8 protein-coding genes are annotated in these 14,294 nt (G+C 35.6%); all 8 read left to right on the top strand.

Annotation, left to right across the window (positions count from 1 at the left end):
- Positions 1 to 38 precede the first annotated feature (38 nt).
- The 8 genes from RMY63_RS29270 (at position 39) to RMY63_RS29235 (ending at position 14,280) form a co-directional block, all read left to right on the top strand.
- A complete protein-coding gene (locus RMY63_RS29270; protein ID WP_322732068.1) occupies positions 39 to 788 on the top strand; it encodes a cupin-like domain-containing protein in 750 nt (249 codons plus the stop codon).
- A 227-nt stretch (positions 789 to 1,015) separates the two neighbouring features.
- The gene (locus RMY63_RS29265; protein ID WP_322732067.1) at positions 1,016 to 2,200 is read left to right on the top strand and encodes an acyl-CoA dehydrogenase family protein; all 1,185 of its coding nucleotides are present in this window, start codon (positions 1,016 to 1,018) and stop codon (positions 2,198 to 2,200) included.
- A 3-nt stretch (positions 2,201 to 2,203) separates the two neighbouring features.
- Positions 2,204 to 3,274 carry an HAD-IIIC family phosphatase gene (locus tag RMY63_RS29260; protein WP_322732066.1) on the top strand — a complete coding sequence of 357 codons (1,071 nt, stop codon included), beginning with the start codon at positions 2,204 to 2,206 and terminating at the stop codon, positions 3,272 to 3,274.
- 163 nt (positions 3,275 to 3,437) lie between these two features.
- Positions 3,438 to 7,985, top strand: a complete 4,548-nt coding sequence (locus tag RMY63_RS29255; RefSeq protein WP_322732065.1) for a polyketide synthase — start codon at positions 3,438 to 3,440, stop codon at positions 7,983 to 7,985.
- 11 nt (positions 7,986 to 7,996) lie between these two features.
- Complete coding sequence (locus RMY63_RS29250) at positions 7,997 to 9,412, top strand: condensation domain-containing protein (RefSeq protein WP_322732064.1); 1,416 nt, start codon at positions 7,997 to 7,999, stop codon at positions 9,410 to 9,412.
- 235 nt (positions 9,413 to 9,647) lie between these two features.
- On the top strand, positions 9,648 to 10,013 hold the full coding sequence (locus RMY63_RS29245) for a cupin-like domain-containing protein (RefSeq protein ID WP_322732063.1): 366 nt from the start codon (positions 9,648 to 9,650) through the stop codon (positions 10,011 to 10,013).
- A 150-nt stretch (positions 10,014 to 10,163) separates the two neighbouring features.
- Positions 10,164 to 11,414 carry a diaminobutyrate--2-oxoglutarate transaminase gene (gene ectB, locus RMY63_RS29240; protein WP_322732062.1) on the top strand — a complete coding sequence of 417 codons (1,251 nt, stop codon included), beginning with the start codon at positions 10,164 to 10,166 and terminating at the stop codon, positions 11,412 to 11,414.
- A 58-nt stretch (positions 11,415 to 11,472) separates the two neighbouring features.
- Positions 11,473 to 14,280, top strand: coding sequence for an amino acid adenylation domain-containing protein (locus tag RMY63_RS29235; RefSeq protein WP_322732061.1), 2,808 nt, complete (start codon positions 11,473 to 11,475; stop codon positions 14,278 to 14,280).
- Positions 14,281 to 14,294: the final 14 nt, after the last annotated feature.

Here is a 14,294-nt window from a genome sequence, read left to right as displayed (position 1 = left end):
GTATTCATCCCACTTCTACCGACGCTGTAACCTCGTAAATTGGCAGGGGTATTGTTCCTATATGGTTTTTTAAAAAAGGTTTTTTAGATGATTATAAAAAATTTGCTTATGAAGATGGTTCTGTTGCTACAAAAAAAATGAAATACAAGGAGTATATAAAGGACTATATAGAAGATAAAGTTAATGAAAATAAGAATAATTATGATTTAGAATGTTATTTATCTCAGGTAGATTTTGAAGAGTGTTTTCCGGAAATTGTTGGAGATATAACTTATCCAGCATACTTAGACAGTAAACCATTTATTAGCTTTTGGCATGGGTTCTCAACTAAAAATTTTACTTCAGCTAGTACCCTTCACTTTGACCGAATCCATAATATTTTTGTTCAAGTTCGAGGTAAAAAAAGAATACTTTTATTTCCACCTTCAAATTATTTGTCATTCTATCCGCCTCTGGAAGATAGTTCTGGTATAGGACATAATAGTAAGGTCAACCCGGATATCCTAAATTTAGAATTATTTCCAAAGTTTCCTTGGGAAGAAAAAATTGAAGTTGTACTTCAACCCGGAGAAATGCTCTACATACCACCTTTTTGGTGGCATCATGTTACAGCAGTAGATGAAAATATATCATTATCATTTTGGTATGATGTTAAAATTCAAGATTTTTTTAGTCAAAAAAATATGTTAAAAGTTTTTTTAAACATCGCACCTCATTATCTCTATCATGCAATTTCTTCTGGAGAATCTCTAATGCATACTATGAACTTTTTTAAAGGTATTATTTAATAGTATATTTTCATGCATTAACATAAAAATTATTTTTATATTATGAATTATAGGTACCTTAACTTATTAGATTATTGCCAATAACATCTTGAATAAATTGCAAAGTTAATTCTTTAAACTTTTTATAAATAGCTGGTTTTTACTACCTAAATATTTAGATTTTTTATCAATATTTTCTAAGTTTGCTATTTCTTAATATCGCTCGATTTATTGAAAATAATCATATTATGAAACTAGAACTATCTGATCAACAAAAAAACGCTCAAGCTGAATTTAAAGCTTTTGTTAATGAAGAAATATTTGCTAATGCTGGCGAATGGGATAGGAAAGAATTTACTCCGCCAGAATTAATTAAGAAAATAGCTCAACGTGGTTTCCTCGGTGCCATATTACCTCAAGAATATGGCGGCATAGGGATGGACATGATTACCTATGGCATTCTTAACGAAGAAATTGGCCGGGGATGTTCTTCTGTGCGGAGTTTGTTGACAGTTCACAACATGGTTTCTCATGCTTTGTGTAAATGGGGTAATAAATCTCAAAAACAGTATTGGCTGCCCAAATTTGCATCTGGAGAAATTATCGCTGCTTTTGCACTAAGCGAACCCAATGTAGGTAGCGATGCTAAAAGTGTAGAAACAACAGCAGCACTTGTCGGTGATGCTTATATATTAAATGGACATAAAAAATGGATTACCTATGGGCAAATAGCAGATATCTTTTTAGTCTTTGCAAAATACGACGGTAAACCCACTGCTTTTTTAGTTGAAAAAAATACTCCAGGGTTTTCAGTCAAAGCAATGTCTGGCATTTTAGGTGTTAGGGCTTCAATGTCAGCAGAATTGCAGTTTAATAACTGTCAAATTCCTCAAGAAAATTTAGTAGGGAAATTAGGTTTTGGATTTTCCTACATTGCCTCTACTGCGCTTGATTATGGTAGATATAGCGTGGCATCTGGTTGTGTAGGTATTGCTCAAGCTTGTTTAGAAGCTTGTATCAAGTATACAAATGAACGTAAACAGTTTGGCGTTTACCTAAAAGAACATCAATTAATTCGCCAAAAGATAACTCAGATGATAACTAACGTGAAAGCAGCAAGATTGTTATGTTATCAAGCTGGTTATCTCAAAGATATTAACGATCCTAACTCGATTACAGAGACTTCTATTGCTAAGTATTTTGCATCCACGGTGGCTACGAAAATAGCTAATGATGCCGTCCAACTTCATGGTGGTAATGGTTGTAGTAGTGACTACCCAGTTGAGAGGTATCTACGAGACTCTAAAATTATGGAAATTATTGAAGGTAGTACTCAAATTCAAGAAATTACTATTGCAGAGTCAGGTTATCAAGATTATCTTTTTGCAAGTGTTACTAGTAGTTTAGGTAATAAATTAGCTGAGAAAGTGTAAGATATGATTAGTATTCAAGAACAAGATTTAAATAGTAAACAAAAAGACAAAAAATTCGTTAAATGTGTCGTGTGGGATTTAGATAACACCTTATGGCATGGAGTTTTGCTGGAAGATAAGGAAGTATCTTTGCGAGAAAATATCATAAATCTTATTCACACGTTAGATAATCGTGGTATACTACAATCTATAGCTAGTAAGAATGATTACGCTACAACAATAGCTAAATTAGAAGAGTTTGGTTTAAAAGAGTATTTTTTATATCCCCAAATAAATTGGAATTCTAAGGCTTCTTCTTTACAAGAAATTGCTAAGTTACTTAATATTGGAATGGATGCGATCGCATTTATCGACGATCAATTATTTGAACTAGAAGAAGTTAAATTTACCTGCCCAAAAATCCTGTGTATAAATGCAGATGAGATCAACAATATTCTAGATATGCCAATCATGAATCCCCGTTTTATTACGGACGATTCACGGATTAGAAGGTTGATGTATATTAGTGATATTGAGCGGCAAAATGCCGAGAAAGAATTTATTGGCACAACAGACGAATTCTTGGCTACTCTCAATATGAATTTTACTATCTCTTCTCCTCAAGAAGAAGATTTACAGCGTGCAGAAGAGTTAACACTACGAACCAACCAATTAAACACAACTGGTTATACCTACTCTTATGACGAACTCAATCATTTTCGCCAATCAGAAAACCATAAACTGCTAATTGCAAGTCTGGAAGATAAGTATGGAAGCTATGGAAAAATCGGTTTGATTCTGATTGAATGTCAGCCTCAGTCATGGACGATAAAGCTTTTGCTAATGTCTTGTCGCGTTATGTCAAGAGGGGTGGGGACAATTATGTTGAATCATGTTGTGAGTTTGGCTCAAAGTAATGATGTTCGTCTTTTGGCTGAGTTTGTACCAAACGATCGCAATAGAATGATGTACATATCTTATAAGTTTGCTGGGTTTAAGGAAGTTGATAAAAATGGCAATTCAGTTATTTTTGAAAATGATTTAACTCGAATTCAGGCTGTTCCTGGGTATGTACAATTTCAAGTAATCGATTAGATTGTTGTTCCATCCAGTTAAGGTAAAACCAAAACACTTGTAGCGATTTATCGCGTCTCTTAGACGAACCGCAGAGGCGCAGAGAACGCAGAGTAAGAGAGATAATTGGTATTCGATTTTAATTTGGTTTCTAAACCAGGGAAAAAAATAAAGGTTTAATGATATGAATAAACAAGATGATACTGAAAAAAATTATGAATTAATGGAAGGAGTTGCTATTATCGGGATGGCGGGGCGTTTTCCTGGAGCCACCAGCATAGAATCTTTTTGGCAAAATTTACAAGATGGCGTGGAGTCGTTATCTTTATTTACAGATGAAGAGTTAATAAATGCTGGTGTACCTCCGAGGGTTGTTAATGATAGTAATTATGTTAAAACTGGTGGTGTTTTAGAAAATATTGATTTATTTGATGCTGCATTCTTTGATTTGAATCCAAAGGAAGCGGAAGTAACAGATCCTCAACATCGCCTGTTTTTAGAATGCGCTTGGTCAGCTTTAGAAAATGCTGGTTACGACTCAAGTAAGTGTGAAAGCAGAATTGGTGTTTATGCTGGTGCTAGCTTAAATAATTATTTATTCTTTGATTTAAAAAATGACCAATTAGGGTCAGCGCAATCATACCAAAAGTTGATTGGAAATGATAAAGGGTTTCTCTCTACACGGGTTTCTTATAAATTAAATCTAACTGGCCCAAGTATTACTGTTCAAACAGCTTGTTCTACATCATTAGTTGCTACTACCCTCGCGTGCCAAAGTTTGCAAAATTATCAATGTGATATGGCTTTGGCGGGAGGGGTTTCTATCCGATTGCCTCAAAAAACTGGTTATTTATATGAACCAGGAGGGCCACTATCTCCTGATGGTCGTTGTCATGCTTTTGATGCTGCGGCGCAGGGAACAACTGTTGGTAATGGTGTGGGGATAGTTGTTCTCAAACGAGTCAGAGATGCGATCGCAGATGGCGATTGCATATATGCTGTCATTAAAGGTGCGGCAATTAACAACGACGGTTCGATGAAAGTTGGCTACACAGCGCCTAGTGTAGATGGTCAAGCAGAAGCGATCGCTGAAGCGGTAATGTTAGCAGAGGTAGAACCGCAGACAATCAGCTATATTGAAGCTCATGGTAGCGGTACAGCTTTGGGCGATCCGATTGAAATTGCTGCCCTGACTAAAGTTTTTCGTGCTAGTACCGAGAAAAAGAATTTCTGCGCCATTGGTTCAGTCAAAACGAATATTGGTCATTTAGATGCCGCCGCCGGAGTTGCAGGATTAATCAAGACGGCATTGGCTCTCAAGCATCAGTTAATTCCGCCAAGCTTAAACTTTGAACAGCCTAATCCTCAAATTGATTTTGCCAATAGTCCTTTTTACGTCAACACCAAGTTAACTGCATGGAAAACAGGCTCGACTCCCCGCCGTGCGGGTGTTAGCTCTTTAGGAATGGGCGGAACCAATACCCACGTAGTTCTAGAAGAAGCCCCAACCCTTCCAGCTTCTAGTGCTTCCCGTCCTTGGCAATTGTTAGTAGTTTCTGCAAAAACCGAGTCTGCGTTAGAAACTGCCACGCAGAATCTAAGCCAACATCTGATGCTACATCCCGATTTGAATCTTGCAGATGTAGCTTATACCTTGCAAGTGGGGCGTAGAGACTTTAATTATCGGCAAATATTAGTTTGCTCCGATACCCAGGATGCAATTAAGGCATTGAATCAGCCAGTCTCAGAACGAGTTATAAGTCAATTTCAAGAGTTAGGAACTCGTTCCGTTGCTTTCATTTTTCCTGGACAAAGTGCGCTGTATGCAGACATGGGCAAAGAACTCTACGAAACTGAGCCGATGTTCCGCAAGCAGGTAGAGCAGTGCTGCCTGATATTAAAACCACATCTAGAGTTAGATTTGCGTTCCGTAATTTATCCTAACGAATCTGAGCAGAAAACCGCAGTAGAGAAACTCCAACAAACTCGCTTTGCTCAAAGTGCCCTGTTTGTTATTGAGTATGCTTTAGCTAAGTTGTGGATATCCTGGGGGATTTCTCCTCAAGCAATGATTGGGCAAGGTATTGGTGAATATGTTGCTGCTACTTTAGGCGGTGTTTTTTCTCTTGAAGATGCCTTAGCATTAGTGGCAAGTGAGTCTTCTACAGAGTTATTAAAAAAAGTCAGACTCAATCCTCCAATAATTCCATTTATATCCAATATTAGTGGCATTTGGATTACTCAAACTGAAGCAATAGATCCTAACTATTGGGCACAAATACAGCAACCAATCAATTTAAATCTAGAAATTCCAGAGTTACTCAAAGACAATCAACGAATTCTACTAGAAATTGGTTGTAGAAAGGCTTGGATTCTTCAAGAATTAACTGTGCTGACTTCAATACTTCATCCTCACGAGCAGCATTCAGATATAGCATTTTTACTTAATACCTTGGGCTGCCTGTGGATGTTGGGAATTAAGATAGATTGGTCAAGTTTTTACGACAAGGAACGCCGTCATCGTCTCCCCTTACCAACTTATCCCTTTGAACGTCAGAGTTACTGGATTGACTCAATATCGTTAGATAAAAATTTACCAATTCATCCCGTCGAAAATCAGCGTTACTCTATTGAACTAGATTCCATTTCGCCAACAGCATCACAGCAATCATTAGATAAAAAGCCAAATATTGCTGACTGGTTTTATATTCCGGTATGGAAACAATCTATTAACATTGAGTTTTTCCAAGAAAAAGAAGCGACTAGAGAAAAGTTGCGTTGCTTAGTTTTTGTGGATAATTATGGAGTAGGAACTGAATTTGCCCAACGACTTGAACAACAGCATCAAGATGTAATTACTGTACGGGTGGGTGAACACTTTAACAAGCTCAATGAACGGATGTATATCATCAATCCGCAACAACAAGATGATTACGATACATTACTTCAAGAACTGCAAAAGCAGGATTTTAAGCCAAATGCGTTCGCGGAGCGTGCCGGATGGCATTTCGCTCATTTTTGGAGTCTTACACCAAATGATTCTTTGCTCAACAATGAGGTTGCAGATTATCAGGATCTCGGCTTTTATAGCTTGCTATTTTTAGCACAAGCAATAGGAAAACAAGATATTTGGGATTCCCTCAAGCTGATGGTTGTAACTAGTAATATACATGATGTCATCGGCGATGAAAATTTATGCCCAGAGAAAGCTACAGTATTAGGGCCATGCAAAGTAATTCCCAAGGAATATCAGAATATCAATTGCAGTAGTGTTGATTTAGTAATTCATTCTGCTCAAACTCCTTTATCCCAAAAAATCATAGATAGTTTGGTAGCAGAATTAACACTACAACAAAGTAATGAAATTGTTGCCTACCGTGGTTCTCATCGTTGGATTCAAAGCTTTAAAGCAGTACCATTAGATAAGTGCATTGCTGGAGACACTAAGTTAAAACCAGGCGGAGTTTACCTAATTACTGGGGGACTTGGGGGAATTGGTTTAGTATTAGCAGAACATCTTGCAAAGACACTAAAAGCTAAGTTAATCCTCATCGGACGAAGGGGGCTTCCTGAGCGCGGTGAGTGGGAAAAATGGCTAGAAGCCCATGATAGCCAAGATTCTATCAGTCGGAAGATCCAAAAAGTGCGATCGCTTGAGGAATTGGGGGCAGAGGTGGAAGTTAAAACTGCTGATGTAACTAATTCTGAACAAATGCAATTAGTAGTTACTCAATCATTAAAAAAATTCGGTCAAATTAATGGTGTAATCCATGCGGCTGGTATTGCTGGTGGTGGCGTTACCCAACTCAAAACACGGGACATAGCCAGCAATGTTTTAGCTGCAAAAGTCAAAGGTACACTCATATTAGAAGAGGCTTTCAAGAATATAAATCTAGATTTCTTTGTACTTTGTTCGTCTAAAACTTCTATTTTAGGTGAATTTGGACAGATAGATTATTGTGCAGCTAATGCCTTTCTAGATGCTTATGCTCACTATCATAATTCCACCTCCAACCGATTAACAACATCCATCAGTTGGGATACGTGGCAAGAAGTTGGGTTTGCAGTAGAAACTGTATTACCAGATAATATTAAACAAGAACGTGCCGAAAGTATAAAAAAAGGCATATTAACTCAAGAAGGTATCGATGCTTTTAATCGTATTCTGGGGATTAGGCTACCTCATATTGTTGTTTCAACCCAAGATTTACCAGCTTTAATTAAGCAAAATAATTCTCCTCAGTATTTACAAGAAAAATTAAGGCTTTTAGATTCAAAATTATCTACAGTGAATCTTTCTAAAGCCAAACACCCCCGCCCGAATTTAGGTAATGATTACATTGCTCCCGAAAACGAAATTGAGCAAATACTAGCTGATATTTGGCAAGAAATTTTGGGAATTGACAAGATAGGTATCCACGACAACTTTTTTGAGTTGGGAGGAAATTCAATCAATACAATTCAAATTGCTGCCAAAGCTAACCAAGCAGGTTTAAAGTTAACATCTCAACAGTTTTTTCATTACCAGACAATTACTGAATTAGCAATAGATTTGTGTATTACTGACACTATCCAACCTGAACAGGACTTAGTAGTAAAAGAGGTACACCTCACACAGATTCAGGATCAGCCTGTAGAGTCCGAAAAATATACACCATCTGATTTCCCCAGAGCCAAATTGAACCAACAACAATTGGATAATTTACTCTTAAAAATTAACCAAAAAAGGTAGAAAACAACGGAATGGAAACAAAAAATATTGAAGACATATACGAACTAACGCCTGTACAAAAGGGGATGCTATTTCACTGTTTGTTTGATAGCGAATTGTCCTTATACTTTTTCCAGCATGTCTTTACAGTGAATGGCAATCTGAATATAGAGGCATTTGAAAAAGCTTGGCAACTTGTAATGGATCGTCATCCCATTTTACGTACCGGATTTTATTGGGAAGAAATTGAAAATCCGCTACAAATTGTGTACAATCAAGTAAAAGTGCCCCTAAGTTTTTATGACTGGTCTAATATAAATTCAGTTGAACAAAAGGTACAACTTGACGCTTTTATTGTTAGTGATCGCCAAAAAAGTTTGGACTTTTCCCAACCATGTTTGATGCGTCATACTTTAATTCGTTCTACGGATGAAAAGTATATATATATTTGGAGTTTTAACCACATCATTATTGATGGTTGGGGTGGTTCGCTAGTATTCCAAGAGTTTGTGGAAACTTATGGAATGCTTTGTCAAGATAAAGAAATTTCTTTAGCGCCTACTCGTCCTTTTCGGGACTACATTGATTGGTTACAGCAACAAGATATATCGAAAGCTGAACTTTTTTGGCGGCAAGCATTACAGGGTATCAAAGCACCAACTCCTTTGACTTATATAGAAAAAATAGATGAAATTGACCAATCATCTAACCAGGAAGTAAGGTATAGTGAAGAAATAATTCAGTTATCATCAACTAATACACAAGCCCTACAGTTTTTTGCTAAACAAAACCGTCTTACGCTTGCTACCATAATTAACGGTATTTGGGCAATTCTTCTTAGTCGCTACACTTGTCGCAATAATATATTGTACGGCTGCACTGTTAGCGGACGACCAGCAGATTTGCATGGAGTGGAATCAATGGTTGGTATGTTTGTTAATACTTTGCCCATCCATGTAAATATAGATCCTGAGCAGCTTTTTCTATCATGGTTACAACGCTTTCAGCTTCAATTAGTTGAGGTACGCGATTATGAATATACTCCATTAACAGAAGTTCACAACTGGAGTGAAATTCCTAAAAAATTAACTCTATTTGAAAGTATTGTGGTGCTTGAAAACTTCCCAGTCAGCGAATTTATCCGAGATTGGCAGGGAAACATAGAATTTCAACACACAGAATTGTATTACCGAAATAACTATCCTCTGAATTTAGTTGTCTATCCAAATAAAGAGTTATTAATCGCTATTTCCTATGATTCTAGAAGATTTGATACTGTAACAATTACTGGCATCCTCAAAGATATTGAAATGCTGCTGCAAGGCTTGATAACTAACCCTCACTTTAAAATTAAAAACTTACCTTTGTTGACACCAGAGCAAGAGCAAATCGCTTCACTTGTAGAACAAGAAGCATCGTTTGATTGGGCTTTTGCCTTATCAAATTAAATTATTCCAGCACAGTGTAATAAATAAAAAAGGTAAAGCAATACATTTCGGATAAGACCAAAACACTTGTATAGACGGCGATTTATCGCGTCTTAAAAACCCAAAACTTTTGTCAGTAGCCCTTAACTGAACTGTATTGAGAAGTAAAGATTCTTTATCTAGATAATATTCTTTTTTGCATCGTCACAAATTAAATTAAAAATTAAATAATTGTAAACAAGAAAAGGTAGAAAGCATGATCATCTTAAATAAAAATAACATAGAGCGAAGATATAAGCTAACTAGCCAAGAATTTAAGTCAAATTATGTTAACTGTGGAAAACCAGTTGTTATCTCAGGAGCGATTAAAAATTGGGAGAGCTTTGATAAATGGTCTTTAGAATATTTGCAAAACTTATCCCCTAATTTAAAAATATATGCAAAAAAATTTAGTAACAAGAAGGGAATTGAATTATGTAGTTTAACAATGGGAAAATATGTAGAATTAATTAAAGAATATGAAAAAAGCAATCAAAAAACTAATTTACCACCCTATTGTCATGACTTGCCACTATATGGCAGCTATCAAAAAAGGGATGCCAGTTCAAAACTTATACTATAACTTTTTACTAACTATGGGTTTAGTATTCAAAGTACCTCCTCAAATTATTTTTAAATTTTATAAATCTTATCTAAATTATGTTTCTTAAAAAGATTATGCCAAAGATATGAAGTGTACATCCTCAATCTGTAATTCTAACAAAAGAATCTCATGAATATATTTGAGAAGTGTGAATCCAACGTCAGAAGCTATTGTCGTAATTTTCCTGATATATTTCATAGAGCTAAAGGTTCTATCATTTATTCTGACTCAGGTAAAGAGTATATTGATTTTTTTGCCGGAGCAGGAGCTTTAAATTATGGACATAATCATGACTATATAAAACAAAAAGTCATGTCATATTTATATGCCGATGGAATCGCACATGGCTTGGATATGTATACTTCAGCTAAAGGGAAGTTCTTAGCTAAGTTTGATGAGTTAGTACTAAGTTCTAAAAAATTAGATTATCGTATTCAATTTTGTGGGCCGACAGGAACAAATGCGGTTGAAGCGGCTTTAAAGTTAGCACGAAAAGTCAAGCAAAGATCGGGTATATTCTCTTTTATGGGGGCATATCATGGAATGACTTTAGGTAGCCTATCCATTAGTGGCAATACAGGAATTCGAGCAGGGGCAATTGGTACAGCAAGTAATGTAACTTTCATGCCTTATCCCTATGGATTTATGGAAAGTTTTGACACAATAGAATATATAGAAACAGTATTAAATGATGTAAATTCGGGAATTGAAAAACCAGCAGCAATCATCTTTGAAACAGTCCAAGCTGAAGGTGGAGTTGTTGTAGCTCCTATTGAATGGATGCAACGACTCAGAAAATTATGCAACGATCATGATATCTTATTAATTTGCGATGATATTCAAGTGGGCTGCGGTAGAACAGGGTCTTTCTTTTCTTTTGAAAGAGCAGGTATAGTTCCTGATATTGTAGTACTCTCTAAATCTATTAGTGGCTATGGATTTCCCATGTCGCTATTATTAATTAAGCCAGAGTGTGATATATGGGAACCGGGTGAGCATAATGGTACTTTTAGAGGTAATCAATTAGCATTTATCGGAGCGACTGCTGCTTTAGAGTATAGAGAAAGTAGTAATCTGGAACAGGATGTCAAAACTAAAGAGCTTTTTTTGAAAAACTTTCTCACTGAGAAAATAGCATCAATTAGTGAGAACTTAACAATCCGGGGAATCGGCATGATTTGGGGGATTGATGTGAAAAATTTTGGTGGTAATACTTTTGCTAGAAGCATAACATCGCGTTGTTTTGAACTCGGATTAATAGTTGAATTAGCGGGTAGGAATGATACTGTCATTAAAATATTGCCTCCGTTAGTAATAGATATGTCTACATTACAAAATGGTTGCTCAGTCATTGAAAAAGCTTTTAGTGAATGTGTATAAAACTATATTGAGGTACTAGAACTTATTATCCGGTAATCAATTAAATTTAAGGAAAGGTATGAGCAGAGATTTAGAGCCAACTAACTTATTTAGCCAAAAAATTTATTGGATAAACCAACTATCGGGAGAATTGCCAGAAACAAATCTCATGCTCGACTATGTGAGACCTTTGGTTTATAGTGGCAAAAATCAATCTTTTAGCTTTAAGTTAACAAAGGATTTATCTCAAGCAATTATTAAGCTATCTAAGGGTTCTTACTTATCAATTTATATAATACTTATATCTACATTAAATATATTTTTGCAAAAATATACTGGGAATTATGATGTTATTATCGGAATCCCTTTATCGGACAAAATCGCTAAGAATGGCATAAATAGTAAGATTCTTCCCTTACGTAATCAGGTTACACCTGAAATTTCATTCAAAGATTTTCTTTTTCAAGCCAAAAGTTCTATAATAGGTGCTTATAGTCATCAGAATTATGATTTTGATGAATTAATTAAATTGTTAGAGATACCAAAAAATCCTAACCGCTCTGCGATTTATGACATAGTAATTTTATTAGAAAATATCCATTCTCAAACAGATTTAACTGAACTAAATAATGATATAACCATTTCTTTTAAGGCTGATGATAAAATTATTATTGCTACTATTGAATATAGCGAACAGCTATTTCAAGCCGAAAATATCAGATTAATGAGTAGATATTATATTAATCTGCTTGAAAATATTATTAATAACATTGATACTAAAATATCGGATATTGCTTTATTGCAAAATAATGACAAGCAACAACTTCTCAAGGAATACAATAATAAAGTTAAAGAATATCCAGTTGAGCAAACAATAAATGAATTATTTGAAAAACAAGTATCTCAAAGTCCGAACAATATAGCTGTAATTCATCAACAAACTAAATTAACCTATCAGGAACTCAATAATAAAGCTAATCAGTTAGCAGAATTTTTGCGAAAATTAGGAGTTCGGAAAGGAGAGTTTTTAGGAATTTTTAAAGACCGCGATATCAATTTTCTCATTGCTATCCTGGCGATATATAAGGCAGGTGGAGCGTATGTACCCATTGATAGTACTTACCCACCAAATCGAATTAAATATATGCTATCTAATAGCGAAGTTAGATTTATCGCCACAGATTACTCATTAATAAATTTATTACCTAGCTTAGTAGAGGATTGTTTAAACTTAGAATCAATTATTTGTTTAGATGATATTTTATCTGACCAAATAAAACCTATAAATGAAACAGGCTTAAAGGTATATAATAAACTTGCTTTTGATAATCTAACGATTAATAACATCCAACATATTAATGATGCTAATGACCCAGCTTATATGCTTTATACTTCAGGGTCTACAGGATTACCAAAGGGGGCAATTGTCAGACATGATGGTGCAGTAAATCATATCTATGCTCAATTTGATGAGTTACATTTAAACCCAGATTTTTGTTTTCTTCAAAGCGCTCCTGCTTCCACAGATATTTCTGTATGGCAATTTTTAGCTCCGCTTTTAATTGGAGGAAAGACGGTAATAGTAGATATTGAAACCGTTGCCATTCCTGATAAACTATTTAAAGTACTGAAATCAGAAAAAATTACAGTCGTTGAATTAGTACCAGCATTATTTGGGAGCTTACTTGAATATACTTTCCAACTACCGATTACCGAAAGAGAATTACCTGATTTGAAATGGATGATGGTTGTAGGAGAATCAGTATCGGTTAGTTGGGTAAATAAGTGGCTGAAGATCTATCCCTCTATCAAAATTGTTAACGCCTATGGCCCAACTGAAGCTGCTGATGATATCACCCAGTTTATTGTTGACAAGCCTTTTGATGAAAATCAGCGAACAGTTCCAATAGGTAAACCATTAGCAAACTTAAATCTATACATTCTTGATAAGCAAATGCAACTATTACCTATTGGTGCTGCTGGAGAGATTTGTGTATCGGGAATTGGTGTAGGTGATGGATACTGGAAAAATCAAGAAAAAACCAATTTAAGCTTTGTTCCTAATCCTTTTACAGATGCGAGTCAGAAATTACCAGGAAATCGCAAAGATTTAATCTATAAAACTGGAGATCTAGGGAGATGGCTTCCTGATGGAAATATTGAATTTCTGGGACGGATTGACCATCAGGTAAAGATTCGTGGTTTCCGAATCGAATTAGGAGAGATTGAGATGCTACTGAGTCAGCATCCGGCTGTGAGTGAAAATGTAGTTGTTGTCAGAGAGGATATTCCAGGCGACAAACGCTTAATTGCTTACATTGTTCCCAGTGCTGAGTATGCAGATTTTCAGGAGAGTTTAGCATTCAAAATTTATGATTCAGAACTACGAAGTTATTTGAAAGGAAGATTACCAGACTATATGTTACCCTCTACTTTCATGCTGTTAGAGTCACTACCTTTAACTCCCAGTGGAAAGTTAGACCGTCGGGCATTACCTCAGCCGGATGATTTGCGCCCGGAATTGGAAACTACTTATGTGATGCCGCGAAATGACGTGGAACGGATAATAGCTGAGGTTTGGCAGAATGCACTGAATATTAAAAAAGTAGGTATCCAAGATAACTTTTTTGATATCGGCGGTCATTCGTTAAATGTCCTTCAGGTTTATAGCAAACTACGTGAACTTTTGAAAGCGAATTTAGCAATAACTGACCTTTTCAAGTATCCAACCATCAGTTCTTTATCACAATATTTCAGTCAAGGAGAAAAGCCGGATGAAGCATTTGCTGCTGAAGGTAATGAACTAAATCAAAAGCTAGAAGCTGGTAAAGCTAGATTCAAACAACGTTTAGTAAAAAAACAACATCAAAATATTGAAATAATTTAAAAAGCTAGAAAAAC

The organism is Nostoc sp. ChiQUE01b, from assembly GCF_034531255.1.
Lineage (GTDB): Bacteria > Cyanobacteriota > Cyanobacteriia > Cyanobacteriales > Nostocaceae > Nostoc.
The sequence above is the reverse complement of the archived record's forward strand: the minus strand, read 5'-3'. Positions and strand labels throughout refer to the sequence as shown.